The 25658-nt window shown below is 63.9% G+C and carries 22 protein-coding genes and 1 pseudogene; 17 read left to right on the top strand and 6 right to left on the bottom strand.

The features are described 5' to 3' along the window. Position 1: 1 nt before the first annotated feature. Positions 2-619 (top strand): hypothetical protein, encoded by a 618-nt coding sequence (locus GGD66_RS18645; RefSeq protein WP_246788908.1) that lies wholly within the window; start codon positions 2-4, stop codon positions 617-619. Between the two features lie 272 nt (positions 620-891). Here GGD66_RS18645 and GGD66_RS18640 read toward each other — a convergent pair whose 3' ends face one another. Beyond that, the gene (locus GGD66_RS18640) at positions 892-1635 is read right to left on the bottom strand and encodes an SDR family NAD(P)-dependent oxidoreductase (protein ID WP_092259768.1); all 744 of its coding nucleotides are present in this window, start codon (positions 1633-1635) and stop codon (positions 892-894) included. 144 nt (positions 1636-1779) lie between these two features. On the opposite strand from GGD66_RS18640, the gene GGD66_RS18635 reads away from it, so the two are divergent. From GGD66_RS18635 to GGD66_RS18620, 5 genes and pseudogenes are all read left to right on the top strand, one after another. Further along, a complete protein-coding gene (locus GGD66_RS18635) occupies positions 1780-2550 on the top strand; it encodes a methyltransferase domain-containing protein (RefSeq protein ID WP_183258595.1) in 771 nt (256 codons plus the stop codon). Positions 2551-2748: 198 nt separating this feature from the next. Further along, positions 2749-3750 (top strand): DctP family TRAP transporter solute-binding subunit, encoded by a 1002-nt coding sequence (locus tag GGD66_RS18630; RefSeq protein WP_183231494.1) that lies wholly within the window; start codon positions 2749-2751, stop codon positions 3748-3750. A 153-nt stretch (positions 3751-3903) separates the two neighbouring features. Further along, positions 3904-4380 (top strand): annotated as a pseudogene (locus GGD66_RS41535) (TRAP transporter small permease); the annotation flags it as partial. 219 nt (positions 4381-4599) lie between these two features. Next, positions 4600-5880: a TRAP transporter large permease gene (locus GGD66_RS41530; protein WP_244550726.1), complete on the top strand. Its 1281-nt coding sequence runs from the start codon at positions 4600-4602 to the stop codon at positions 5878-5880. Positions 5881-6124: 244 nt separating this feature from the next. Continuing rightward, complete coding sequence (locus GGD66_RS18620) at positions 6125-8053, top strand: alkyl/aryl-sulfatase (protein WP_183258594.1); 1929 nt, start codon at positions 6125-6127, stop codon at positions 8051-8053. 103 nt (positions 8054-8156) lie between these two features. Here GGD66_RS18620 and GGD66_RS18615 read toward each other — a convergent pair whose 3' ends face one another. Next, positions 8157-9227, bottom strand: coding sequence for a glycosyltransferase family 4 protein (locus GGD66_RS18615; protein WP_092259758.1), 1071 nt, complete (start codon positions 9225-9227; stop codon positions 8157-8159). Between the two features lie 272 nt (positions 9228-9499). On the opposite strand from GGD66_RS18615, the gene GGD66_RS18610 reads away from it, so the two are divergent. From GGD66_RS18610 to GGD66_RS18595, 4 genes are read left to right on the top strand one after another with little or no spacing between them, the layout of a single operon-like run. Then, on the top strand, positions 9500-11263 hold the full coding sequence (locus GGD66_RS18610; RefSeq protein WP_092259756.1) for an ABC transporter ATP-binding protein: 1764 nt from the start codon (positions 9500-9502) through the stop codon (positions 11261-11263). A 58-nt stretch (positions 11264-11321) separates the two neighbouring features. Then, positions 11322-13526 (top strand): amylo-alpha-1,6-glucosidase, encoded by a 2205-nt coding sequence (locus GGD66_RS18605; protein WP_183231496.1) that lies wholly within the window; start codon positions 11322-11324, stop codon positions 13524-13526. A 20-nt stretch (positions 13527-13546) separates the two neighbouring features. Next, a complete protein-coding gene (locus tag GGD66_RS18600) occupies positions 13547-14065 on the top strand; it encodes a PRC-barrel domain-containing protein (protein WP_177237263.1) in 519 nt (172 codons plus the stop codon). A 23-nt stretch (positions 14066-14088) separates the two neighbouring features. Next, a complete protein-coding gene (locus tag GGD66_RS18595; RefSeq protein WP_092259752.1) occupies positions 14089-15375 on the top strand; it encodes an MFS transporter in 1287 nt (428 codons plus the stop codon). A 78-nt stretch (positions 15376-15453) separates the two neighbouring features. Here the strand turns inward: GGD66_RS18595 and GGD66_RS18590 are convergent, their stop codons facing one another. The 4 genes from GGD66_RS18590 to fixL form a co-directional block, all read right to left on the bottom strand. Beyond that, positions 15454-16152, bottom strand: a complete 699-nt coding sequence (locus tag GGD66_RS18590; RefSeq protein ID WP_026202804.1) for a helix-turn-helix domain-containing protein — start codon at positions 16150-16152, stop codon at positions 15454-15456. A gap of 103 nt (positions 16153-16255) precedes the next feature. Further along, positions 16256-16672 carry a response regulator transcription factor gene (locus GGD66_RS18585; protein ID WP_092259750.1) on the bottom strand — a complete coding sequence of 139 codons (417 nt, stop codon included), beginning with the start codon at positions 16670-16672 and terminating at the stop codon, positions 16256-16258. A gap of 73 nt (positions 16673-16745) precedes the next feature. Then, entirely contained in the window at positions 16746-17363 is a 618-nt protein-coding gene (gene fixJ, locus GGD66_RS18580) for a response regulator FixJ (RefSeq protein WP_018322736.1), read from the bottom strand. A 17-nt stretch (positions 17364-17380) separates the two neighbouring features. Continuing rightward, complete coding sequence (gene fixL, locus GGD66_RS18575; protein ID WP_183258593.1) at positions 17381-18898, bottom strand: sensor protein FixL; 1518 nt, start codon at positions 18896-18898, stop codon at positions 17381-17383. A 200-nt stretch (positions 18899-19098) separates the two neighbouring features. Between fixL and GGD66_RS18570 the strand changes: the two genes are divergently transcribed. The 7 genes from GGD66_RS18570 to ccoG all read left to right on the top strand — a co-directional run bounded on the left by GGD66_RS18570 (position 19099) and on the right by ccoG (position 25646). After that, the gene (locus GGD66_RS18570) at positions 19099-19932 is read left to right on the top strand and encodes a universal stress protein (protein WP_179739622.1); all 834 of its coding nucleotides are present in this window, start codon (positions 19099-19101) and stop codon (positions 19930-19932) included. A 34-nt stretch (positions 19933-19966) separates the two neighbouring features. Beyond that, positions 19967-20392, top strand: coding sequence for an HPP family protein (locus GGD66_RS18565; RefSeq protein ID WP_183258592.1), 426 nt, complete (start codon positions 19967-19969; stop codon positions 20390-20392). Positions 20393-20611: 219 nt separating this feature from the next. Next, a complete protein-coding gene (ccoN, locus tag GGD66_RS18560) occupies positions 20612-22261 on the top strand; it encodes a cytochrome-c oxidase, cbb3-type subunit I (RefSeq protein WP_183258591.1) in 1650 nt (549 codons plus the stop codon). A gap of 11 nt (positions 22262-22272) precedes the next feature. Beyond that, positions 22273-23007: a cytochrome-c oxidase, cbb3-type subunit II gene (ccoO, locus tag GGD66_RS18555; RefSeq protein WP_183258590.1), complete on the top strand. Its 735-nt coding sequence runs from the start codon at positions 22273-22275 to the stop codon at positions 23005-23007. A 13-nt stretch (positions 23008-23020) separates the two neighbouring features. Then, positions 23021-23185 (top strand): cbb3-type cytochrome c oxidase subunit 3, encoded by a 165-nt coding sequence (locus GGD66_RS18550; protein ID WP_018322742.1) that lies wholly within the window; start codon positions 23021-23023, stop codon positions 23183-23185. 6 nt (positions 23186-23191) lie between these two features. After that, the gene (gene ccoP, locus GGD66_RS18545) at positions 23192-24067 is read left to right on the top strand and encodes a cytochrome-c oxidase, cbb3-type subunit III (RefSeq protein ID WP_183258589.1); all 876 of its coding nucleotides are present in this window, start codon (positions 23192-23194) and stop codon (positions 24065-24067) included. Positions 24068-24179: 112 nt separating this feature from the next. After that, entirely contained in the window at positions 24180-25646 is a 1467-nt protein-coding gene (gene ccoG, locus GGD66_RS18540; protein WP_183258588.1) for a cytochrome c oxidase accessory protein CcoG, read from the top strand. Positions 25647-25658: the final 12 nt, after the last annotated feature.

Raw genomic sequence — 25658 nt, 5'->3', positions numbered from 1 at the left:
GATGATCAATCCAAAATTGGCGATGGCAGTCATCGGCGGCTTGACGATAGGGCTTCTGGTCGGACCAAGCGCGCAGGCGCAGCAGGACAACCAGTGGTTCCCGCAGGCGCGCGAGAAGAGCCAAGCGAGCAACGCGAAGCATCCGGGTGGACAGAAGCAGGTGAGCAAGCCGCGGCAGGCTCACGCGATCAGGCAGGATCCTCCGAACAACACGAAGATGGCTCAGGCTACAAAAACCGAGAGCGCGAAAAAGTCGCACCGGCTGGTGCTGCAGGTCAATTCCAACGAACCTGCGATGATGAACCTCACGCTCAACAATGCGAGCAACGTCGCGCAATATTATCGCGATCTCGGTGAACCAGTGTCGATCGAGGTCGTCACCTTTGGTCCCGGCCTTCACATGCTGCGCGACGACACCTCGCCGGTAAAGCCGCGCATCGAGGTGCTCGCGATGAGCCATCCCGAAATCTCGTTCAAAGCCTGCGGCAACACGCAGGAAAACATGCGCAAGGCGGAGAACAAGGACATCAACCTGATCCCACAGGCAACGGTCGTGAAATCCGGCGTCGTCCGCGTCATGGAGCTGCAGGAGCAGGGCTGGAGCTACGTCAAACCGTGAGGTCTGGCGGCAAACCCAGGTCAATCGCATTTGGCGCTTAGCGCGAGCTGAGCGCGCGCCTCGTCCTTCGAGGCGACCGCTTCGCGGTCTCCTCAGGATGAGGCTAAGCAGCATCGGTGCTCGTTGAAACTGCAGCCGCGCACTCGATCATCATCCTGAGGGCCCGCCAACGGCGGGCGTCTCGAAGGATGGCCACAGGCGAAATCACTCCCAAATGCGATAGCCCTGGGACATCGCGTGCGTTCGCGGGTCGTGGATACAGGAGCCCAGCCCTAGAACTGATACCGCCGCAACCCGCCATCCACCGGGATCACCGTCCCGGTGATGTACCGCGCCACCGGTGACGCCAGAAACACCGCGAGTGCGGCCAGATCTTCCGGCTCGCCCCAATAACCGACCGGGATTTCCTCCTCGGCAAAACGCTCCCGATAATCCGGCGGATAGTTGCGGCGGATCTGTTCGCTCATGATGCGGCCGGGAGGGATGCAGTTGATGGTGATGCCGTGCTCGCCGATCTCGCGCGACAGGCCCTTGGCCCAGGCGTGCACGGCGGCTTTCGCTGCGAACGCGGCGTTGAGCCCTTCGGGCTCGGACTTGCCGGTGATGTTGACGATGCGGCCCCATTTGCGTTCGATCATCTGCGGCAGCAGCGCATGCGCGATGCGGCGGTAGCTGGTGAAGTTCAGCGCGATCGCCTCGTCCCATTTGCTGTCGGGCGCATCGACCGGCAGGGGGCGGCTGCCGCCTGCATTGTTGATGAGGATGTCGACATGTCCAAGCTCCTTCACCGCGAACGCCGCGATCCGCTCTGCCGCGTCCTTCGCCATCACGTCCTGCTCGAGCGGCGTGATCAGCCCGGAGCCTTCCTCCTTCACCAGCTCGGCGAGCAGATCGGTGCGCCGCGCCACGCCGACCACACGCACGCCTTCGGCGGCGAGGCCCTTGGCGATGGCGCGACCGATGCCGATGCTCGCGCCGGTGACAACAGCGGTTTTCGATTTGAGCCCGAGGTCCATGGTGACACGCTCTCTTGCTGGTTTTTGCTTATTGCTGTCCGCTTCCTGCCCGTCCCGCGGGCCTTGCGAATTGCCTGAGCGGGACGAGCAGTGGTAACCAAGAGCGACCTTGAAGGAAACACGAAAAAGAAAAGGCGTTGAGCGATGGCCTGGGATCCGCAGCAATACTTAAAATTCTCCGGCCATCGGCTCCGGCCCGCCGTGGACCTCTTGATGCGGATTCCGGATTTTGGCCCGCGCGAGATTGCCGATCTCGGCGCCGGCGCCGGCAACGTGACAAAACTCATCAAGGAGCGCTGGCCGGAGGCGAGCGTGACCGGCCTCGAGGGCTCCGCCGAGATGGTTGCCGCCGGCCGCAAGGCTGCACCCGATGTCGAATGGTCCCACGAGGACCTCGGCCAATGGCGCCCCGCCAGGCAATACGACTTGATCTATTCCAATGCCGCACTGCACTGGCTGCCCAATCATGCGGCGCTGTTTCCATCGGTCATGGAGAAGGTGAAGCCTAGCGGCATGCTTGCGGTGCAGATGCCGCGCAACTTTCTGGCGCCGTCGCATGTGCTGATCGGCGAGACCGCGCTCGATGGTCCGTGGCGATCCAAGCTCGAGCATCTCGTGACGCCGACGCCGGTCGAGGGGCCGGCCTTCTATTACGATCTTCTTGCGCCGATGTCGGCCGACATCGACATCTGGGAGACCGAATATCTGCAGGTGCTCGAAGGCGAGAACCCCGTCAAGGAATGGACCAAGGGGACCTGGCTGACGCGCTATCTCGACGTGCTCGCAGGCGAGGAGAAGATCGCATTCGAAGCCGCTTATGGCGCGGGGGTTGCGAAGGCCTATCCGAAGAATGCTGCGGGGCAGACCCTGTTCCCGTTCCGCCGCCTTTTCATGGTTGCGCAGCGCAAGAGCTGATGCTCTGCCGCAATGCGACATAAGCGCTCGTTCCCCTGGACAGAAGCAGGTGCCGGGTTGCGTAGACAGCGCTCGTCAAGATAGCTTGGCTGCGGCAAATTGGGCTTAGGTCTAGTTGTTCGGCCTGCGGATTGCTGCCACTACTCAAACCGGAAAACAAAAAAGCACCCGGTTTGTCGAGGTTGTTGGGAGGTCTTCATGCGCAAACTGCTTCTTGCGGTCGCGGCGGCCGCGCTGATTCTGGCCCCTGCCGCTGCGCTGGCCCAAACTCCGATCGTCATCAAATTCAGCCACGTCGTCGCCAACGACACCCCGAAGGGGAAGGGGGCGCTGAAGTTCAAGGAGCTCGCCGAAAAATACACTGACGGCAAGGTCAAGGTCGAAATCTACCCGAACTCCACGCTCTACAAGGACAAGGAAGAGATCGAGGCGCTGCAGCTCGGCTCCGTGCAGATGCTCGCGCCCTCGACCGCGAAATTCGCGCCGCTGGGCATCAAGGAGTTCGAGGCGCTCGACCTGCCCTGGCTGTTCAAGGACGACCAGACCTATTCCAACGCGATGAAGGGCACGGTCGGCAAGTGGCTGTTCCAGAAGCTCGAGACCAAGGGCATCACCGGGCTTGCCTATTGGGACAATGGTTTCCACATGGTCTCTTCGAATCGCCCGCTGATGAAGCCGACTGACTTCCAGGGACTGAAGTTCCGCATCTCCGGATCGAAGGTTGCCGACCAATATTTCCGCCTCGTCGGCTCGATCCCGCAGATCATGGCGTTCTCCGAAGTTTACCAGGCGCTGCAGACCGGCGTGGTCGACGGCTGCGAGAACACCGCATCCAACTATCTGACGCAGAAGTTCTACGAGGTGCAGAAAGACATCACCGTCTCCTATCATGCACACCTGCAGTATGCTGTGATCGTCAACTCGAAGTTCTGGTCGGGCCTCCCGCCCGATATCCGCACCCAGCTCGACAAGGCGATGGCGGAGGCGACTGACTACACCAACTCGATCGCCCGCCAGGAGAACGAGGACGCGCTGGCCGAGATCAAGAAAACGGGAAAGACCAATCTGCATTACCTCACCGATGCTGATCGCAAGGCCTGGCAGGAGGCGATGCAGCCGACTTATAAATGGGCAAAGGGACGGGTCGGGCAGGAGGTGCTCGATCTCATCGCCAAGGAACTCGACGTCAAGATGAACTGACGGCTGCGGCCCAATAAGAACAACACCAACGGTCGGGGGTGATCGCACTCCCGGCCGTTTCGCTCTTGAATGACGACCTGATGCTGGGGGACCAAGTTGTTGCGTGTGCTGAATCGTTTTCTCGACCATCTCGAGGAATGGCTGATCGCGACGATGATCGCGGCTGCGACGTCGCTCATCTTCGTCGCCGTGCTGCACCGTTACGGCGCCGGGCTGTCGATCGATATCGCCAAATGGGCGGAAGCCCGAAACCTGACCTTCCTGGCCGTTCCGGCGCGGGCGACGTTCACCTGGCTTGCTGCGCTCGACTTGTCCTGGGCGCAGGAGCTCTGCATCTACATGTTCATCTGGATGGCCAAGTTCGGCGCCGCCTATGGCGTGCGGACCGGCATCCATGTCGGCGTCGACGTGCTCGTCAACATCCTTCCGGGCGGATCCCGCCGGCGCGTCATCACCTTCGGTCTGTTGTGCGGTGCGCTGTTCACCGCCATTGTCGCCTATTTCGGGGCCGCGTTCGTCGGCCAGATGTGGCAGACCGGCCAGCAGTCCAATGATCTGGAAGCACCGATGTGGATGGTGTATCTCACCATCCCGCTCGGCTCCGGCCTGATGTGCTTCCGCTTCCTGCAGGTCGCCTGGTCGTTCCACCGCACCGGCGAGCTGCCGCATCACGACATGGCGGGCGTCGAGGGTGTTGAGGCGGATCCGGTGCATCCGGCGCCGGTCACGCATAGTCAGGTCGTCCGGGACGAGCGCAGCCCGCTCGGCTGGATCCTGATGCTGCTGCCGGTCTTGATCGTCGCGCTGTGCTTCGCGCATGCGGGTCACGTCATCACGCTGCCGCAGGGCTTGCGCGTCCTCATCGTGTTCGCGCTTCTGCTCTCCTTGATGCTGACGGGCATGCCGATCTCGATCGCGCTCGGTCTCACCGTGCTCAGCTTCATGTTCACACTGACCGACGTGCGAACGGAATCGGTGGCGCTGAAGCTGTTCACCGGCATCGAGAACTTCGAGATCATGGCGATCCCGTTCTTCATCCTTGCCGGCAACTTCCTGACCCACGGCGGGGTGGCGCGGCGGATGATCACCTTCGCGACCTCGCTGGTCGGCCATTGGTACGGCGGTCTCGCGCTGTCGGGGGTGGTCGCCTGTGCGCTGTTTGCCGCGATTTCCGGCTCGTCGCCGGCGACCGTGGTGGCGATCGGCTCGGTGATCCTGCCGGCGATGGTCGCGCAGGGCTTCCCAAAGCGGTTCGGCGCGGGCGTGATCACGACGTCGGGCTCGCTCGGAATTCTGATTCCGCCGTCGATCCCGATGGTTCTCTACGCCGTCTCCACCAACAGCTCGGTCGGCAAGCTGTTCATTGCCGGCATCGTGCCGGGATTGGTCCTGGCCACGCTTCTCGGCGCCACGACATTCTATCGGGCCTGGCGCAACGACTATCCCCGGATGCCGAAGGCAACGCTGCGCGAGCGCTTCGATGCCTTTCGCAAGTCGATCTGGGGCATCCTGCTGATCGTGATCGTGATCGGCGGCATCTACAGCGGCCTGTTCACGCCGACCGAAGCTGCCGCCGTCAGTGCGGTCTACGCCTTCATCGTGGCCGTGTTCATCTATAAAGACCTGAAGCTGAGCGACGTGCCGCGGGTGCTGCTGTCGTCGGCGAATCTCTCGGCGATGCTGCTCTACATCATCACCAACGCCGTCCTGTTCTCGTTCCTGATGACCTACGAGAACGTGCCGCAAGCGCTGGCGCAATGGATGATCGACCAGGGCCTGGGGTGGATCGGCTTCCTGCTCCTCGTCAACCTGCTGCTGCTGCTGGCGGGTAACGTGATGGAGCCGTCCTCGATCATCCTCATCATGGCTCCGATCCTGTTCCCGGTCGCGATCAAGCTCGGCATCGACCCGATCCATTTCGGCATCCTGATGACAGTCAACATGGAGGTTGGCCTCTGCCATCCGCCTGTCGGCCTCAACCTTTACGTCGCCTCCGGCATCGCCAAGATGGGCATCACCGAGCTCACGGTCGCGGTGTGGCCATGGCTGCTGACGATGCTGGGATTCCTGGTGGTGGTGACGTACTGGCCGGGCCTGTCGTTGTGGCTGCCGCGGCTGCTGGGGATGTAGCGACGAGTTCTGAATCCCTCTCCCCTTCTTGTGGGAGAGGGTGGCTCGTCGCGCAGCGGCGAGACGGGTGAGGGGTATCTATCCTCGCGGACGCTCTCGCGAGCGGAGAGATGCCCCTCATCCGGCGCTTCGCGCCACCTTCTCCCACAGGGGGAAAAGGGGACAGCATCCGTGTTGCTGCCGCCGATAGTAATCACCCGCCAGATGCGGTTAGATGCCGCGCAACCGGCGGGGAGGAGCAAGCATGACAGACATCAGCGGCGAGCCAAAGGACGCGACGCCGTCCGTCATCGCCCAGCAAACGGCGATGCTGAAGGCGCTGCCGTTTTCCGACACGCGGGATTTCGACGATGCCGCGCGCGGCTTCCTCGGCACGATCGAGAATGCGACGATCACGAACCCGCAAGGGCGGACGGTCTGGAGTCTCGCGCTTTACGGCTTCCTGTCCACCGAAGAGGCGCCACCCACGGTCAATCCGAGCCTGTGGCGGCAGTCGCGTCTCAACATGCAGCACGGCCTGTTCGAGGTCGTGCCCGGTGTCTACCAGGTGCGCGGGCTCGACATCGCCAACATGACGCTGATCGAGGGCGACAGCGGCGTCATCGTCGTCGACACGCTGACCTCGATCGAAGGTGCCCGCGCCGCGCTCGATCTCTATTTTAGGCATCGCGGCCTGAAGCCCGTCGCGGCCGTCATCTTTACCCACACCCACACCGATCATTGGGGCGGCGCGCGCGGCGTGCTGGAGGAAGACGCGCTCGCTACTAGCCGCGTGCCGATCATCGCGCCGAACCTGTTCATGGAGCACGCCGTCTCCGAGAACATCATCGCGGGCCCCGCGATGCTGCGCCGGGCGCAGTACCAGTTCGGGCCGCTGCTCGCCAAGGGGACGCGGGGGCAGGTCGATTGCGGGCTCGGCAAGTCGATGGCGGCAGGCTCCGTCGCGCTGCTGCGCCCGACCGATTTGATCATGGCGACCGGCGACAGGCGCGTCATCGACGGCGTCGAATTCGAATTCCAGATGGCGCCGAACAGCGAAGCGCCGGCGGAGATGCATTTCTTCATCCCGCGCTACAAGCTGTTGAACCTCGCCGAGAACTGCACGCACAATTTCCACAATCTGCTGCCGTTCCGCGGTGCCGACGTGCGCGACGCGCTGGCCTGGTCAAAATATCTGGGCGAGGCCTTGCAGCTCTGGGACGGCAAGGCGGAGGCGATGTGCGGCCAGCATCATTGGCCGGTGTGGGGAGCTGAGCGCATCGGCACGATGATCCGGCAGCAGCGTGACCTCTACAAATTCGCGCACGACCAGACCATCCGCCTGATGAATCACGGCCTCACCGCGGCGGAGATCGCCGAGACGATCCAGCTGCCGAAGAGCCTGGAGGGCGCCTGGCACGGCCGCGGCTATTACGGCCACATCCGGCACAATGTGAAGGCGATCTACCAGAAATATCTCGGCTGGTACGATGCCAACCCGGTCAATCTCGATCCGCTGCCGCCGGTGGAGTCAGGCAGGAAATACGTCGAGTATATGGGCGGGGCGGATGCGATCCTGGCGCGGGCACGTGCGGATTTCGACAAGGGTGAATTCCGCTTCGTCGCCCAAGTGCTCGGCCATCTCGTCTTCGCCGAGCCTGATCATGTGGCGGCGCGCGCGTTGCTCGCCGACACGCTGGAGCAGCTCGGCTACGTCGCCGAAAGCGCGACCTGGCGCAACGCCTATCTGTTCGGTGCGCAGGAATTGCGCCAGGGCATGCCGAAGGTGCCGGCGCGCCCGCCGATGCCGCGCGAGACGCTGGCGGCGCTGCGCACCTCGCAGCTCTGGGACGTGCTCGGCATCCGCCTCAACGGCCCCAAGGCCGAGGGCAAGCACATCGTGCTGAACTGGAGTTTTTCCGATACCGGCGAGACCTTCGTGCTCAATCTGGAGAACTGCGCGCTGACCTACACCGAGGGCGTGCAGGTGGAGGGCGCCGATGCCAGCTTCACGCTGACGCGCGCAACGCTCGACGGGGTGATCGCCAAGCTGACGAGCTTTCCGGAAGCCGTCGCTGCAGGGAGGGTCAAGCTGTCGGGCAACCCGATGAAACTCGCCGAGCTGATGGGCCTGATGGACGAGTTTCCCAGGATGTTCGAGATCGTGGAGCCGAAGCGGGCGGTGGTGAGGTAGGGAAGGCCGTGTTGACGCGCTGAGGACGTCACACTCCGCTGTCGTCCCCGCGAACGCGGGGACGACACTGTTGGTCGGTCTGCGACGCCGTTGGTTGGCTAGCTTACTCCGCGCTGCTCACCAGCTTGATCCGCGGCGACTGTTCCTCGGCGAGGCTGCGGTAGGCGGCGAGGTAATCCAGCGCCATTCGCCGCGCCGTGAAACGTGTCTCGAACTGTTTGCGGATCGCGGTGCGGTCGAGTTGCGGAAGGCGATTGACGACGCCGGCTGCGCTGAGGATGTCCTCGACGACGAAGCCGGTCAGCCCCTCGTCGATGATCTCCGGCACCGAGCCGCGGTTGAAGGCGACCACCGGCGTTCCGCAGGCCATGGCTTCGATCATCACGAGGCCGAACGGCTCCGGCCAGTCGATCGGCAGCAGAAGGCCGAGCGCGCCGCTCAAAAAGTCCGACTTCTCGTGATCGCTGATCTCGCCGATGAACTCCACCAGCGGATTGTTCTCGATCATCGGCCGGATCAACTCGTCGTAGTAATCCTGGTCGGCACGATCGACCTTGGCCGCGATCTTCAGCGGAATGCCGCAATGGGTCGCGATCTTGATGGCGCGGTCGACGCCCTTCTCGGGCGCGATGCGGCCGAGCACGGCGAGATATTCCTGTTTCGCCGGCTTCGGCGTCAGCAAATTCTCCGGAAGACCGTGATGAATCGTCGTCACCCAGTTCGCCTGCGGCACCGGCCGTCGCTGCGCATTGGAGATCGAAATGACGGGCATCTTGGAGAAGGTGTTGAACACCGGCTGATGCTCCGGCAGGTCGAGCCGGCCGTGCAGCGTGGTCAGGAACGGCGTCGGCTGGCGGTGGAACAACGACCACGGATAATAGTCGAGATGGAAGTGGAGGAAGTCGAACTCCTCGTCGTCACATTTTTGCCGCACGCGCTCCAGCAGCACCATGTGCAGGGCGTTTGGATCGCGCACGGAACCGTCGAGACGGAGTGCCTTCGGCCACAGTGCATCCAGCTTGGCCGAGGTCTGTGAATCGCCGCTGGCGAACAAAGTCACGTCGTGCCCAAGGGCCACCAACTCTTCCGTCAACCAATGCACCACCCGCTCGGTGCCGCCATACAGCTTGGGTGGAACAGCCTCCGTCAACGGAGCTACCTGCGCGATGCGCATCTCACCATCTCCTTGCGATCATAAAGGTTGAAACCCCCCGCCAGTACGGCACCGGCATGCCAGACAAGGGAACGTTCCCGCACTTGCGAAGTTCCTTCCTCCGAACGTTACATCTTCGACACGTCCGCGGGTGTCTCGATGCTGCCACGACATCTTCTCAGATCGTCCGCATCCGCATGTCGTGATCGCCCGGCCCGGGAACCGAGGCGACGAGGTCGATGTTCAGTCGATCAGTAACAAAACGAAAATCAGCATAACGGGGCGATAGCCATATGGATCATCTTTCTGGATACGCGCGCAGGCCATTTGCCTTTGTCTTGCGCTATCTTCGGATGCGAATCGCATCGCATCTGGTGATCCTGGCCGCGGTTGTTGCAGCGGTTGCCTGCTCCGTAGGCACCCAATACGGGGTCAAATCCCTCGTCGACGCCTTGTCAGCGGGTCCTTCGCAAGGCGGCGGCGTATGGCTGGCATTCATTTTACTCATGTCGCTGATCGCCGCCGACAACTTCCTGTGGCGGATCGCGAGCTGGACGGCGAGTTTCACCTTCGTTCGTGTCACGGGTGATTTACGGCGTGACATATTTCGTCATCTGACCGGACACGCGCCCAGCTACTTCTCGGACCGGATGCCCGGCATGCTGACGAGCCGCATCACCGCGACGTCGAACGCGGTGTTCACGGTCGAGAACATGTTCGTCTGGAACGTGTTGCCGCCCTGCATTGCCACAATTGCGGCAATCGCCCTGATTGGAACCGTCAGTCCTTACATGGCACTTGGCCTGATCGTGATTGCCGGCGGCATGGTGGTTGCGATGTTCCGTCTCGCCGCCGCGGGCAAGCCGCTGCACGACGACTTCGCCGACAAGGCCGCCGTGGTCGACGGCGAGATGATCGACGTCATCAGCAACATGCCGCTGGTCCGTGCCTTCTGCGGTATCGGCCACGAGCACGAGCGGTTCGACGCGACGGTGAACCGGGAACTGACCGCGCGGAGCCGCAGCCTGCGTTATCTGGAAAAGCTGCGGCTGCTGCATGCCGCAGTGACCGTGCTTCTGACGATCGCGCTGATGGCCTGGGCAGTCACGCTCTGGCAGCATGGCGAGGCGACGACCGGCGACGTGGTGCTGGTCTGTACGCTCGGTATTTCCATCCTGAGCGCGACGCGCGACCTTGCGGTGGCGCTGGTCGACGTCACCCAGCACGTTGCGCGACTGACCGAGGCGATCGCCACGCTGCTGGTGCCGCACGATCTGCGCGATCACCCCGACGCCGAGCCGCTGGTGAAGAGCGGCGCGGCGATCGCGTACAATAACGTTACCTTCGGCTATCCCGGCGGCGAGAAGATCTTCGAGCGCTTCAGCCTGCGGCTCCAGCCCGGCCAGCGCGTCGGCCTGGTTGGTCAATCCGGCGGCGGCAAGTCTACGTTGTTCACGCTGCTGCAGCGCTTCTACGACACCGATGAAGGCAGCATCACGATCGACGGACAGGACATTTCGAAGGTCACGCAGCTCAGCCTGCGCGAGGCGATCTCCGTGGTGCCCCAGGATATTTCCCTGTTCCACCGTTCCATCCGCGAGAACATCCGCTATGGTAGGCCGAACGCGACCGATGACGAGGTACTGCGCGCGGCGATCGCGGCGCGCTGCGATTTCGTCGAGAGCCTGCCTGATGGCCTCGACACCATGGTCGGCGACCGCGGCGTCAAGATGTCCGGCGGCCAGCGCCAGCGCATCGCCATCGCGCGCGCGTTTTTGAAGGATGCGCCGATCCTGCTGCTGGACGAGGCGACCGCCGCGCTCGACAGCGAATCGGAGGAGGCCATCCGCGAGGCGTTGTCCCGCCTGATGCGCGGCCGCACGGTGATCGCGATCGCGCATCGGCTGGCGACGCTGCGCAATTTCGACCGCGTGGTGGTGCTGAGGGCCGGCAAGATCATCGAGGACGGCGCGCCCGACCGACTGATGCAGGGTCACGGTCCCTACCGTGAGCTGGTGACGCAGGAGATGAGCCGGCTCGCGAAGTTCGCCGCGTAAACCCAACAGTCGCGTTCGCGTTGGTTGCGTTTCGAAACAAGGCGCAGGGGAGCAGCTCATGGCAGCCGAAGCCGTAACCAAGATCATCTCCGTATCGCAGACGGTGGAGGCCGTCGCGGAGCAGACGTTCTACATTCCGATGACGGGGCCCGCCGCGCGGCCGCGGCGGTCCCTGAAACATGACGACACCTTTATCGTGCTCGACAGCCATGGCGACATCGGCGCGTCGGCCGGCGGGCCGGACGGCTTGTTTCACTACGACACCCGCTATCTGGCGCGGCTGGAGCTCGTGCTCGACGATCTCCAGCCGCTGTTGCTCGGCTCCAACCTGCGCGACGACAATTCGGCGCTCACCGTCGATCTCACCAATCCCGACATCTACCGGCAGGGCCGCCTCGTCTTCCAGAAGGACCTGCTGCACATCGTGCGCACGATTTTCCTGTGGCGCGGCACGGCCTATCAGCGCATCGGCGTGCAAAACCACGGCGACGGCCGCGCCAGTTTCGAGCTGACGCTGCTGTTCGACAACGACTTTGCCGATCTGTTCGAGGTCCGCGGCGAGCGCCGTCCGCGCCGCGGGACCGGCACGAGCAAATTGCTCGGGCCGACCGACGTGCTGTTCGAATATCGCGGCCTCGACGACACCGAGCGCACTACGGGCCTGCATTTCGACCCGCGTCCGACGCGGCTGTCGGTGAATGCCGCGACCTGGCAGCTCGAGCTTGACCCTCATGAATCGAAATCGCTGTTCGTAGCCGTATCCTGCAACCGTCCGGTCGCCGAGAAGCCCGCACGCTTCTTCAGGGGCTTGCTCGCCCATCGCCGCGAGATGCGCCGGTCCACGATGGGCGCCGCCAGCATCGAGACCTCTAATAACATCTTCAACGAGGTGCTGTGCCAGGCCATGGCCGACCTCAACATGCTGATGACGGAGACGCCGCAGGGGCGTTATCCCTATGCCGGCATTCCCTGGTACTCGACGACGTTCGGCCGCGACGGCCTGATCACCGCGCTCCAGATGCTGTGGGTCGATCCGCGCGTCGCCAAGGGCGTCTTGCGCCGGCTCGCGCATTTCCAGGCCAAGGCGACAGATCCGCTCGCCGATGCCGCGCCGGGCAAGATCCTGCATGAGATGCGCGGCGGCGAGATGGCGGCGCTGCGCGAGGTGCCGTTCGCGCAATATTACGGCAGTGTCGATTCGACCGCGCTGTTCGTCCTGCTCGCCGGGAGCTATTTCGAACGGACCGGCGACGAGAAGACCTTGATCGAATTATGGCCGGCGATCGAGGCGGGGCTGGCCTGGATCGACGGTCCCGGCGATCCCGACCAGGACGGCTTCGTCGAATACCAGCGCGCCACCGAGAAGGGACTCGCCAACCAGGGTTGGAAGGATTCCTACGACGCGATCTTCCATGCCGACGGCCAGCTTGCGGAAGGCAACATCGCGCTCGCCGAAGTCCAGGGCTACGTCTACGCCGCCAAGCTGCTCGCCGCGCGTTGCGCGCTGCGGCTCGGCAAGCCGGACCGCGTGCGCAAGCTCGAGGCCGAAGCCAGGACGCTGGCCGAGCGTTTCGAGAAGGCATTCTGGTGCGAGGAGCTTGGCACCTACGCGCTCGCCCTCGACGGCAGGAAGCGGCCCTGCAAGGTGCGGACTTCGAACGCCGGCCAGGTGCTGTTCAGCGGCATGATCCGCGAGGACCGTGCCCGCCTCGTCGCCGCCGATCTGATGCGGCCGCATTTCTTCTCGGGCTGGGGTATCCGCACCGTCGCGCAGGGCGAAGTGCGCTACAACCCGATGTCATATCATGACGGGTCGATCTGGCCGCACGACAACGCGCTGATCGCGCTCGGGCTCGCGCGCTACGGCCTCAAGCATTCGGTCGCTCATGTCTTCAAGGGGCTGTTCGACGCCGCCACCTATATGGACTTGCGCCGGTTGCCCGAATTGTTCTGCGGTTTCCGGCGCGAGAAGCGGCGCGGCCCGACGCTCTATCCGGTCGCCTGCGCGCCGCAGGCCTGGGCCAGCGCGACGCCGTTCACGCTGCTGGAGGCGGCGCTCGGCATCGAGTTCGACGTGGCGCGCAGCGAGATTCGCCTGCGCAACCCGCATCTGCCGGCGTTCCTCAACGAGGTGATCCTGCGCGATCTCAGACTCGGCGAATCCAGCGTCGATCTTCGCGTCAGCCGCCACGGCGACGACGTGGCGCTGGAAGTATTGCGCACGCGAGGCCAGATCCAGGTGTCGATCGTGCTGGCGCGCTAGCGGCGCGCGGGGAGAGTGTCATGCGTGCGGTCGGAGCGTTGTTCCTTGGCATAGCCATCGTCGCGGGCCTGGCGGCGGCCACGTCGCGCGCCGCAGAGGAGCCGCCTGCAGGGCAGAGCGAGGCGAAAGCGCCGACGGTACCGTCGCCGACCTCGGCCGTCCCTGTCACGCCGAAGGACGCAGCGCCGCCGCCGTCGGTGACCATCATCGGTGCGAGCGAGGCCCATGGCGTGCTCGGCCGCGACGTGCGTAGCGCCGCGGATGAAGACATGGGCCGCATCGTCGACGTCATCGTCGACCGTGGCGGCCATGTCCGCGCCGCAGCCATCGATTTCGGCGGATTTCTCGGCGTCGGCAGCCGCAAGATCGTGGTGGATTGGAACGCATTGCGCTTCGGCAAGATTGCCAACAAGAAAGACAGCATCACGCTGGAACTGACCAAAGCGCAGGTCGCGGCCGCGCCCGAATACAAGGAAGACACGCCGATCGTCGTGCTCGGCGCATCCGGCAGCCTTCAACCGCTGCAAGCGATCCAGTGAGGTGCCGGGAGGGCTGACCGCCTGTGCTGTTGTCGAGGAAGCCGAACCATGCAGATCGTGACGGCCGCGCCGAGCAGGACAACGTCGCCGCGCCATCGGCCGCGGGCATTCCTGCGCCGTCGCGCCAGAGCCTGCGCGGCCTCGACTGGTTCATCTTCTTCCTCGCCGACGTGCAGACCGGATTCGGTCCCTTCATCGCGGTCTATCTGACGACCCAGAAATGGACCCAGGTCGAGATCGGCCTCGTGCTGTCAATCGGTGGTATCGTCGCGTTGATCGGGCAGATGCCGGGCGGGGCGATCATCGATGCCGCGAAATCGGAGCGACTGGTCGCCGCCCTCGCGATCGCGACCATCGGCGCTTGCGCGCTGGCCTATGCGGCGATGCCGATCTTTCCTGTGGTGGTGGCCGCGGCCACCTTGCACGCGGCGGCGAGCTGCGTGCTGGGGCCGGCGATTGCGGCGATCAGCCTTGGTCTGGTCGGCCCGTTCGCGATCAGCGAGCGGCTCGGCCGCAACGCGCGCTTTGCCTCCCTCGGCAATGGCGTTGCCGCGGCGGTGATGGGTACCGCGGGCTATCTGTTGTCGAGCCGCTCGGTCTTCCTGGTCACCTTCCTGCTCGCGATCCCCACCCTGATCGCGCTCTCGCGCATCCGTGAGAATGAGGTCGACATCGCCCGCTGTCATGGCGAGATGCCGCGCGAATCGGCGGATCGCGGCGACACCAACATCTGGCACCTGATCCGGCAGCGTCCGCTCATCGTCTTCGCGCTCAGCGTGCTGCTGCTGCAACTCGCGAATGCCGCGATGATGCCACTGATGGCGAGTGCAGTGACGGCGCGGTCCGCCCAATGGGCGACAGTGCTCGTCGCCTTTTGCATCGTCGTTCCGCAAGCGATCGTGGCGCTGCTGTCACCGACGGTCGGCCGCAAGGCGCAAGCGTGGGGCAGGCGGCCGCTGCTGCTGATCGGGTTCGGTGCGCTGGCGATTCGCGGCCTGTTGTTTGCGACCGTGCGCGATCCGTATCTGCTGGTCGCCGTGCAGGTGTTTGACGGCATCACCGCGGCGGTGTTCGCGGTGATGATTCCGCTGATCGTGGCCGACGTCGCCTTTGGCAGCGGCCATTTCAACCTGGCGCAGGGCATCGTCGGCACCGCGACCGGCATCGGCGCGTCGCTGAGCACGGTGCTCGGAGGCTATGTCAGCGACAAGTTCGGCAATGCGACCGCCTTCATCGGGCTGTCGGGTGTGGCCGCGACCGGGCTCTTGCTGATTCTCTTCGTGATGCCGGAGACGCGGCGCACGGCATGATTCGCGGCCCAAAGAAAAAGGCCGGCCGAAACGCGTTCGGCCGGCCAAGTGGGTAGGAGGAGGAAGATCAGGCGAAGCTCAAGCGTCGAGATGTTGCAGGCGCTGGCGGTTGCGCAACACGATCTGGCGGGCGCCGGAGAAGCCCAGAATGCCCTGGGCGTGGAGCTGCGACAGCGCGCGCGACACGGTTTCGAGGGTGAGGCCGAGATAGTCGCCGATGTCGCGGCGGCACATCGGCAGCGCCATCATGCCGGCAACGGCGAGGCGGCGGTCCATTTCGAGCAGGAAGGTCGCAACGCGCTCCATCGCGGTCTTGCGCCCCAGCAGCAGCATGTGGTCCTCGGCATGGCGCAGCTCGGAGGCGGTCATGGCCCAGAGCTTGCGGGCGACCTGGACGTCGGTGCCTGCGGCCTTCTCGAGGCTGGCGCGCTTCACGAGACGCACGGTGGTGTCGATGATGGCTTCGGCAGCAAGGCGGTGAGCGGGACCGGATTCGAGGCCGAACACGTCGCCGGGAAGATGGAAGGCGCCGATCTGGCGGCGGCCGTCGGACAGGAGCTTGTAGCTGCTCACTGCGCCGGACACGACCTGGTAGACATATTCGGCCGGCTCGTCCTCGCCATAGATCTCCTCGTCCTTGCGGTAGGAGAACTCGGTGGCGACGAGGCCGACATGGCCGGTGATGGCGCCGAACTGGTCGGTAACGGGATGGCCGGGGGCGATCTTGCCAACAATCTGGGTGTTGATCGCCTGGGTGTTGAGGGTCTGGGTGAGCATCTGCGCCATCTCCGTTGTGATGACGCTTTGGTACGCGGTATCGGGGGCTTCGAAAATTTCGAGCGATATCTTAAGGGGGTCTACCTACGTAGAATCCCGTAGGTCACGCGCGGGAGCGGTCCTGAATCGCGCGGCGAATGCGCTTGATCAGGGTTTCGTCGAGAAGCGGCTTCAAAACCACGTCTTTGACGCCCGCCGCAGCCGCACGGGTCGAGATGTTCTCGTCCGGATAGCCGGTGATCAGGATCACGGGGGCGCCGCGGTCGGCCTCGCGCAGGCGGCCCGCAAGCTCGATGCCGTTGATGTCGGGCATCTTGTAGTCGATCACGTAGCAGTCCGCCCCGGGCGCGCCGCCGGCGTTGAGCAGCGCGGTGCCGCTCCTGAAGGTCCGCACGGCAAAGCCGTCGGTTTCCAGCAGGAACCGCAGAGAGCCCAGGACGGCGGCATCATCATCGACCACGTAGACGGTGGGGAGCGCTGAGGACGACGGCCGCTCGTGATGTGAACCGACCTCGATCATGCTGCTTGGCTAGCACGGCGCCGGGAAGGGGCCTTGACTTGGCTCAATCCCGTTTGCCTCTATCCGACATGCCTCAATCGTTGAGCATGCCGGCGCGCATTGCGAGGCGGACCAGCTCCGACAGGCTGTTGGCTTGCATCTTGGTCATGACGTTGGCGCGGTAGACCTCGATGGTGCGCGGGCTGATGTCGTATTCGCGGGCGATCAGCTTGTTGGACAGGCCCGCGATCAGCCCCTCCATGACCTGGCGCTCCCGGGGGCTCAAGGAGGCGACGCGGGCGGCGATGTCCTGCGTGACGGCGTCGCTCTTGGCGGCGGGCTCGGCCTGGCGGATCGCCGATTCGATCATGGTGGTGAGGCGGTCGTCCTCGAACGGCTTTTCCAGGAAGTCGACCGCCCCCAGCTTCATCGCCTCGACCGCGAGCGGCACGTCGCCATGACCGGTCATGATCAGGATCGGAAACGGGCTCTGCTGCGCCTTCATCCGCTTGAGCAGCTCGATCCCGTCGAGTCCCGGCATGCGCACGTCGGAGACGACGCAGCCGAAGGCGAGGCCGGGCAGGGCATCGATGAAGCTCTGCGCATTGTCGAACAGCGTGACGCCGAAGCCGGCCGAATCCAGCAGGAAGTTCAGCGAATCCCGCATCGCCGCATCGTCGTCGATGACGTAGATATGTCCCTTGGTGGTCATGAATTGGTTCTCGTCAGTCAGTTCTCGGCGGTCGCCGGCAAGGTAAAGCGGAATGTCGCGCCGCCCGATGCATTGCTCTCGGCCCACATGCGGCCGCCGTGAGCCTCGATGATCGAGCGGCTGATGGACAGTCCCACGCCCATGCCGGTTTCCTTGGTGGTGAAGAAGGTCTGAAACAGGTTTGGAATGACGTCGCCCTGGAAGCCGGAGCCGGTGTCGGAGACCTCCACCTCGATCATGTCGTCGGCGACGCGGGTGTTGGCCACGACGAGCTCGCGGCGCGACGACTGCGCCATCGCCTCCAGCGCGTTGCGGAACAGATTGACCAGCACCTGCTGGATCTGCACCCGGTCGGCGAGGACGAGATCGGCGTCGGGATCGAGGCTGAAGCGGAGCTGCACGTTCTGCTCGCGCGCGCCGGCGAGCCCGAGCGCGCCGGCCTCCTCGATCAGCTTGGACAGGCTCTCGACCCGCTTCTCCGACTCGCCGCGCGAGACGAAGTCGCGCAGACGCCGGATGATCTGACCAGCGCGCAAGGCCTGCTCCGCCGCGCGATCCAGCGCGCTTTCGATCTTCGGCGTGTTCGCGTCGGTGCTGCCGGCGAGCAGCCGCCGCGATCCCTTCATGTAATTGCTGATCGCGGCCAGCGGCTGGTTGAGCTCGTGGGCGAGCGCGGAGGCCATTTCGCCCATCGCGGTCAGTCGCGAGACGTGGACCAGCTCGGATTGCAATTCCTGGAGCCGGGCCTGGGTCTGCTGGTGCTCGGTGAGGTCGCGGACGAATCCGGTGAAATAGGGCTTGCCGGCGGATTCCATCTCGCCGATCGACAGGTGCATCGGAAAGGTCGTGCCGTCGCGGCGCTTCCCGGTCACGATGCGGCCGATGCCGATGATGTGCGGATCGTTCGTGGAGCGGTAGCGGGCGATGTAGCCGTCATGGCGGGTGCGATCGGGCTCCGGCATCAGAATGCTGACGTTCTGACCGATCGCCTCGTGCTCGGACCAGCCGAACAGGCGCTCCGCGGCCGTGCTGAACAGCTGCATGATGCCGTGGCCGTCGATGACGATCATGGCGTCGGGAATAGTATGGAGAATCGAGCGGAGGTGGGTCTCGCGCGTGCGTAGCGCCTCCTCGACCTGCTTTTCCTCGTCGATGTCGAGAAAGATGCCGCTGAGATGACGCGCCGTGCCGGCTTCGTCCCGAATGAGTCCGGCCCGGGCGCGGATCCATTGCCCGTTGCCTGAGGTGTTCGCGACCTTGAAAGACACGTCGAAGCTGCCGCCACGCTCGGAAACGCGCTTGATTGCGCTCTCGACCCGCTCCCTGTCCGTCGGTTGAAGCCGCGACAGGAAGAGATCGTAGCTCGCCGGCTGACCCGGCTCGACGCCGAGCAGGGCTCTGGCGGTATCGGACCAATCCAATTCCCGTGTCGCGAGGTCGAGATCCCAGGTGCCGACGCCAAACCCTTCGATCCGAACGCGAAAACGTTCGCCCCCACCGTCGTCCTGCGAGTGCGTTACGCGGGTCGGCGACAAATGATGTTCCTCATCCTGATGCGGCGGCTCCGGACGCGGTTACCGCTCCCCTAATGTCGCCTAAGGCCGGGCCGGAGGCAAGTTCTGTCGGCTTGCCGATTGACGGCAAGTCGGGTGCCGGCGCCCTCCTTGATCTATCTCATCCCGATGTGCGGAGGCAGGCGTAAATTCTACCAAAGTCTTTGCACTGGAGAATACCGATGACATACGCGACGGTGATGGTCAGCCTGGCGCTCGACCAATCCAACGAAGCGCGCCTTCAGGTCGCGGGCGAACTCGCCGAACGATTCGAGGCCACGCTCGTCGGGGTTGCTGCAGCCCGGTTTACGCCGCCGCTTTATTTCACCGACGGTGCGGAGGCCCAGCGCCTGATCGATCAGGAGGAGGCCTCAGTCAAGCGGTGTCTGGGCGATCTGGAGGCGGAATTCCGCGCCGCGACCCGGACTCGCGGCGGGCGCGTGGAATGGCGCTGCGCCACGGATTTTCCCACGCGGTTCGTCCTGGCTCAGGCGCGCTGCGCCGACATCATCGTCAGCGGCGGGCAGAGTCCGGCCTTCTCCGATGCCTTTTCGCTCGCAAGCCCCAGGGACTTGGTGATGCAGGTCGGCCGACCGTTGCTGGTGGTGCCTGATCGAATCAACTGGCTCGATCTGCGGAATGTGCTGGTGGCCTGGAAGGACACGCCGGAGGCGCGGCGGGCGGTGGCCGATGCGCTTCCGATGCTGCGCAAGGCAAGAGACGTCACCATCGCCACAATTCCGGAGCGCGACGACGACCGTTCGGTCGTCATGGCCGGCGTCACCGACGTTGCCGCCTGGCTCGCCCGCCACGGCGTCACCGCGGCCGCGCGCATCTGCGAAGGCGCCCGGAACGAAACCGCCGCCGCGCAATTGGAGAAAGTCGCCGGCGACGTCGATGCCGGACTGATCGTTGCGGGTGCCTATGGTCATTCGAGGTTTCGTGAACTGATCCTGGGAGGCGTCACCCAATATCTGGTCACGCAGACCGCCCGCAGCGTGCTGCTGTCACACTGACGGCCGGCCAGAATCGAATCGAGGAGGACGCGCCGTGTACAGATTTCTTGAACAGACCGTCGACGGCTACATGACGCGCAACGTCAAGACGGTGCAGCGCGACCGTGACGTGCTCGAGCTCAGCCAGATGTTCGAAACCGACGATTTCAACTCCTATCCGGTCGAGGACGATGGGCAGGTGGTCGGCATCGTCACCAAATTCGACATCCTGAAGTGCTTCGCCTTCACGCCGAGCCAGATGCTGCCGCGCTATCACGACCTGATGAGCCGCAAGATCGGCGACGTCATGACGCCCGAGTTCATCTATGTCAGCCCCGACACGCGGCTGACGCGCGTGCTCCAGATCATGGTGGAGCACCGCATCAGGAGCATCATCGTGCTCGATGGTGCGCAGAAGCTGGTCGGAATCATCGCCCGTGAGGATGTCATCGCGGCGCTGAAGGCGACGGCGCGCGACTGACGGAATAAGCCTGATCGATTTCATTGTCGCCTCCGTGATCATACGGAGGCTATTCCCGCTTGCGCGTCACGCCGGGCGGCCTGCTCGTGCGTCGAGATTTTGAAGGGAACCAGCGGGATCGCCTGCTCCGAAGAACTTAAATGCCGCTCTTGATTTCAATCAATTCCGAGTGAGGATGAATGTGGTTTCTGGCGCTGTGTTCTTTCAGAGAGAATCCGCATGAGCCAGCCCTCCATTTCCAAATCCATGACCATCGGTGAAAGCGGCCTGGCTGTCGTGTTCGCAATCACCGCTTTCCTCTGCGTGGTCGCCTCGGCCAAGGCGCTCGATGCGCCGTTCGCCTTTCACGCCGCGCTCAGCGCGGCGGCGAGCCTTGCTGCGGTGTTCGTCATCGTCAACCGCTACCTCGACCGTCCGGTGGCGCTGCCGCCACAGGAGATCAACGGGCGCCCGAACTACAACATGGGCCCGATCAAATTCTCCTCCTTCATGGCGATGTTCTGGGGCATTGCCGGCTTCCTCGTCGGCCTCATCATCGCCTCGCAGCTGGCATGGCCTGCGCTGAACTTCGACCTGCCCTGGACCAGCTTCGGCCGCCTGCGGCCGCTGCACACCTCCGCCGTGATCTTCGCCTTCGGCGGCAACGTGCTGATCGCGACCTCCTTCTACGTGGTGCAGAAGTCCTGCCGCGCGCGCCTCGCCGGCGACCTCGCGCCGTGGTTCGTCGTGGTGGGCTACAATTTCTTCATTCTGATCGCCGGCACCGGCTATCTGCTCGGCGTCACTCAATCGAAGGAATATGCCGAGCCGGAATGGTATGCCGACCTGTGGCTGACCATCGTCTGGGTCGTCTATCTGCTCGTCTTCCTTGCCACCGTCATCAAGCGCAAGGAGCCGCACATCTTCGTCGCGAACTGGTTCTATCTCGCCTTCATCGTGACGATCGCGGTGCTGCATCTCGGCAACAACCCGGCGCTTCCCGTCTCGGTGTTCGGCTCGAAGTCCTACGTCGCCTGGGGCGGCATCCAGGACGCCATGTTCCAGTGGTGGTACGGCCACAACGCGGTCGGCTTCTTCCTGACCGCCGGCTTCCTCGCCATCATGTACTACTTCATCCCGAAGCGCGCCGAGCGGCCGATCTATTCTTACCGGCTGTCGATCATCCACTTCTGGGCGCTGATCTTCCTCTACATCTGGGCAGGTCCCCACCATCTGCACTACACGGCGCTGCCGGACTGGACGCAGACGTTGGGCATGACCTTCTCGATCATGCTGTGGATGCCCTCCTGGGGCGGCATGATCAACGGCCTGATGACGCTGTCGGGTGCCTGGGACAAGCTGCGCACCGATCCCGTGCTGCGCATGCTCGTGGTCTCCGTCGCCTTCTACGGCATGTCGACCTTCGAAGGCCCGATGATGTCGATCAAGGTGGTCAACTCGCTCAGCCACTACACCGACTGGACCATCGGCCACGTGCACTCCGGCGCGCTCGGCTGGGTCGGCTTCGTGTCCTTCGGCGCGCTCTACTGCCTGGTGCCGTGGGCCTGGAATCGCAAGGGGCTCTACAGCCTGAAGCTCGTCAACTGGCACTTCTGGGTCGCGACCCTCGGCATCGTCCTCTACATCTCGGCGATGTGGGTGTCCGGCATCCTCCAGGGCCTGATGTGGCGCGCCTACACCTCGCTCGGCTTCCTCGAATATTCCTTCATCGAGACCGTCGAGGCGATGCATCCCTTCTACATCATCCGCGCCGCCGGCGGCGGGCTGTTCCTGATCGGCTCGTTGATCATGGCCTATAACCTCTGGATGACCGTTCGCGTCGGCGAGGCGGAAGTCCAGATGCCCGTCGCTCTTCAGCCGGCGGAATGAGGAGCTCCACCATGTCGTTCTGGACACGCCACCAAATCTTCGAAAAGAACTCGATCATCCTGATCGTCGGCATCCTGCTGGTGATCGCGATCGGCGGGCTCGTCGAGATCACCCCGCTGTTCTACCTCAAGAGCACGATCGAGAAGGTCGACGGGGTCAGGCCCTACACGCCGCTGGAGCTGGCGGGCCGCAACGTCTATGTCCGCGAGGGCTGCTATCTCTGCCACTCGCAGATGGTCCGCCCGCTGCGCGACGAGGTCGAGCGCTACGGCCACTTCTCGCTGGCCGCGGAGAGCATGTACGACCATCCGTTCCAGTGGGGCTCGAAGCGCACCGGTCCCGACCTCGCCCGCGTCGGCGCAAAGTATTCCGACGACTGGCACGTCACCCATCTGACCAACCCGCGCGCGATCGTGCCGCAGTCGGTGATGCCGGGCTATCCGTTCCTCAGCCAGACCGAGGTCGATCCGGACGCGATCTCCGACCACATGCGCACGCTGAAGGCCGTCGGCACGCCTTATACGGACGACCAGATCGCCAACGCGGGCGCCGACATGAAGGCCCAGGCCGACCCGGACAATTCCGGCGGCGACGCCTTCAACAAGCGCTACGCCAAAGCCGTCGTGCGCAATTTCGACGGCAAGGCCGGCACGCCGACCGAGATGGACGCGCTGGTCGCGTACCTGCAGATGCTCGGCACGCTGGTCGACTTCAAGATCTACAACGAGAAAGCCAATCTTCGCTGAGAAGGCATGAACGATGAAAGCTATCCTGTCAGTCCATAATCTAGCGTCCGAGCTCGTGACGACGATCTGGACCCCGGTGTTCGTCGCGATCTTTCTCGCGATCATCGCCTACGCATTTTGGCCCCGTAACAAGGCTGTCTTCGACGAAGCAGCGCACCTGCCGTTGCGGGAGGAGTGAGAGACCATGACCGATCATCATAGCGACATCGATTCCGTCTCCGGCAAGTCCACGACTGGACACGAGTGGGACGGTATCAAGGAGCTCAACACACCGCTGCCGCGCTGGTGGGTGATCTCGTTCTACCTCACCATCATCTGGTCGATCGGCTACTGGATCGTCTATCCGGCCTGGCCGCTGATCTCCAGCAATACCACGGGCATGTTCGGCTACTCCTCGCGCGCCGACGTCGCGGTCGAGCTCGCCAACCTCGAGAAGATCCGAGGTGACAAGATGGCGGCGCTGGGCGTCGCCTCGCTCGCCGACATCGAGAAGGACCCAGCCTTGCTGGCGCTCGCCCGCGCCAAGGGCAAGACCGTGTTCGGCGACAATTGCGCGCCTTGCCACGGCTCCGGCGCCGCCGGCGCCAAGGGCTATCCGAACCTGAACGACGACGACTGGCTGTGGGGCGGCACGCTCGACCAGATCATGCAGACCATCCAGTTCGGCGCGCGCTCCGGTCATGCCAAGACGCATGAGGGCCAGATGCTCGCCTTCGGCAAGGACGGCGTGCTGAAGGCCGACGAGATCGTCACGGTCGCCAATTACGTGCGGTCGCTGTCGGGCCTTTCGACCCGCAACGGCTTCGATGCCGCCAAGGGCGAGAAGATCTTTGCGGAGAATTGCGTCGCCTGCCACGGCGACGGCGGCAAGGGCAATTTGGAAATGGGCGCCCCGAACCTCACCGACAAGATCTGGCTCTACGGCTCCGACGAGGCGAGCCTGATCGAGACCATCAGCCAGGGCCGCGCCGGCGTGATGCCGGCCTGGGAAGGGCGGCTCGATCCCGCCACCATCAAGGCAATGGCGGTCTACGTCCATTCGCTGGGCGGTGGAAAATAACAGATCTCGCTGCAGACGGGGGTGAACAAAAGTGCCCCCGTTTGCGCTGGATCAACTGACGCGGCAGTGTCGGGTCTAGGTTCAATCGCACCTTTTCGAGAAGCACCAGGCGATGAACAAGACCGTGAACCCCAAAGACCTCACATCGGAAGATGACGTTGGGCCGCTCTACGCAGCCCACAAGAAGGTCTATCCCCAGAGCGTCAACGGCACCTTCCGCCGGATCAAATGGAGCCTGATGGCGATCTGCCTCGGCGTCTATTATTTCCTGCCGTTCGTGCGCTGGAACCGCGGTCTCGGCGCCCCCAGCCAGGCGGTGCTGATCGATCTTCCCAACAGCCGCTTCTACTTCTTCTTCATCGAGCTGTGGCCGCAGGAGGTCTACTACTTTACCGGCCTGTTGATCGTGGCCGCGGTGGCGCTGTTCCTGATGAACTCGGTCGGTGGTCGCATCTGGTGCGGCTATCTCTGTCCGCAGACGGTCTGGACCGACCTGTTCTATGCCGTCGAACGCCTGGTCGAGGGTGACCGGCGCGAGCGGATGAAGAAGGACAAATCGTCCGACCCGTTGAAGCTCGAGCGGATCTCCGAGATCGTGCTCAAGCATTCGATCTGGCTCATGATCGCCTGGTGGACCGGCGGCGCCTGGGTGCTCTACTTCAACGACGCGCCAACCCTGGTGAAGGAGCTCGTCACCTTCCAGGGCCCGATGATTGCCTATATCTGGATCGGAATCCTCACGGCGACGACCTATCTGCTCGCCGGCTACATGCGCGAGCAGGTCTGTACCTATATGTGCCCGTGGCCGCGCATCCAGGCCGCGCTCACCGACGAATGGGCGCTGAATGTCACCTACCGCTACGATCGCGGCGAGAAGCGCACCTCGGTCAAGAAGGCCGCCGAACTGCGCGCGCTCGGCGAGCAGGTTGGCGATTGCGTCGATTGCTACCAATGCGTCGCGGTTTGCCCGACCGGCATCGATATCCGCAACGGACCGCAGATGGAATGCATCCAGTGCGGCCTGTGCATCGACGCTTGCGACAACGTCATGACCAAGATCGGCCGGCCGAAGCGACTGATCGGTTACGACAACGACATCAACATCCATCGCCGCCAGGAGGGCAAGGCGCCGATCTACCGGATCGTCCGGCCCCGCACCATCGTCTACAGCGCGATCATCGCGGCCATCGGCGGCTTCATGGTCTACATGCTGGCGACGCGCAGCCTGCTCGACGTCAACGTGCTGCACGATCGCAATCCGGTTGCGGTCAAGCTCAGCGACGGCTCGATCCGCAACGCCTACACGGTGCGCCTGCTGAACAAGAGCGGCTACGACCGCGCTATCGCCATCGACGTGGAGGGGCCAGCCAACCCCACGATGCATGTCGTCGGCGTCGATTCGGTGACGCCTGATAGGCCGATCATCGTGATTCCGCGCGACTCCACCAGTGAGCTGCGGCTGCTCGTCACCGCGCCGGCCGAGAACAATCCGGAGAAGTCGATTCCGGTCCGCTTTCACGTCATGGACATCGGACTAGGCGTCGCCGCGAGCGCCGTCGACAATTTCGTCGCGCCGTAGATCCAGGAGACT

Source organism: Bradyrhizobium sp. CIR48 (genome assembly GCF_014198315.1).
Lineage (GTDB): Bacteria > Pseudomonadota > Alphaproteobacteria > Rhizobiales > Xanthobacteraceae > Bradyrhizobium.
Note: the sequence above shows the minus strand (reverse complement) of the source record. Positions and strands in the feature narration are given on the sequence as shown.

Excerpts from the sequence above, each read along its gene's own strand:
- GGD66_RS18645 (WP_246788908.1), top strand. The coding sequence starts at position 2 with ATGATCAATCCAAAATTGGCGATGGCAGTCATCGGCGGCTTGACGATA.
- GGD66_RS18640 (WP_092259768.1), bottom strand. The coding sequence starts at position 1,635 with ATGGACCTCGGGCTCAAATCGAAAACCGCTGTTGTCACCGGCGCGAGC.
- GGD66_RS18635 (WP_183258595.1), top strand. The coding sequence starts at position 1,780 with ATGGCCTGGGATCCGCAGCAATACTTAAAATTCTCCGGCCATCGGCTC.
- GGD66_RS18630 (WP_183231494.1), top strand. The coding sequence starts at position 2,749 with ATGCGCAAACTGCTTCTTGCGGTCGCGGCGGCCGCGCTGATTCTGGCC.
- GGD66_RS18620 (WP_183258594.1), top strand. The coding sequence starts at position 6,125 with ATGACAGACATCAGCGGCGAGCCAAAGGACGCGACGCCGTCCGTCATC.
- GGD66_RS18615 (WP_092259758.1), bottom strand. The coding sequence starts at position 9,227 with ATGCGCATCGCGCAGGTAGCTCCGTTGACGGAGGCTGTTCCACCCAAG.
- GGD66_RS18610 (WP_092259756.1), top strand. The coding sequence starts at position 9,500 with ATGGATCATCTTTCTGGATACGCGCGCAGGCCATTTGCCTTTGTCTTG.
- GGD66_RS18605 (WP_183231496.1), top strand. The coding sequence starts at position 11,322 with ATGGCAGCCGAAGCCGTAACCAAGATCATCTCCGTATCGCAGACGGTG.
- GGD66_RS18600 (WP_177237263.1), top strand. The coding sequence starts at position 13,547 with ATGCGTGCGGTCGGAGCGTTGTTCCTTGGCATAGCCATCGTCGCGGGC.
- GGD66_RS18590 (WP_026202804.1), bottom strand. The coding sequence starts at position 16,152 with ATGCTCACCCAGACCCTCAACACCCAGGCGATCAACACCCAGATTGTT.
- GGD66_RS18585 (WP_092259750.1), bottom strand. The coding sequence starts at position 16,672 with ATGATCGAGGTCGGTTCACATCACGAGCGGCCGTCGTCCTCAGCGCTC.
- fixJ (WP_018322736.1), bottom strand. The coding sequence starts at position 17,363 with ATGACCACCAAGGGACATATCTACGTCATCGACGACGATGCGGCGATG.
- GGD66_RS18570 (WP_179739622.1), top strand. The coding sequence starts at position 19,099 with ATGACATACGCGACGGTGATGGTCAGCCTGGCGCTCGACCAATCCAAC.
- ccoN (WP_183258591.1), top strand. The coding sequence starts at position 20,612 with ATGAGCCAGCCCTCCATTTCCAAATCCATGACCATCGGTGAAAGCGGC.
- ccoO (WP_183258590.1), top strand. The coding sequence starts at position 22,273 with ATGTCGTTCTGGACACGCCACCAAATCTTCGAAAAGAACTCGATCATC.
- GGD66_RS18550 (WP_018322742.1), top strand. The coding sequence starts at position 23,021 with ATGAAAGCTATCCTGTCAGTCCATAATCTAGCGTCCGAGCTCGTGACG.
- ccoP (WP_183258589.1), top strand. The coding sequence starts at position 23,192 with ATGACCGATCATCATAGCGACATCGATTCCGTCTCCGGCAAGTCCACG.
- ccoG (WP_183258588.1), top strand. The coding sequence starts at position 24,180 with ATGAACAAGACCGTGAACCCCAAAGACCTCACATCGGAAGATGACGTT.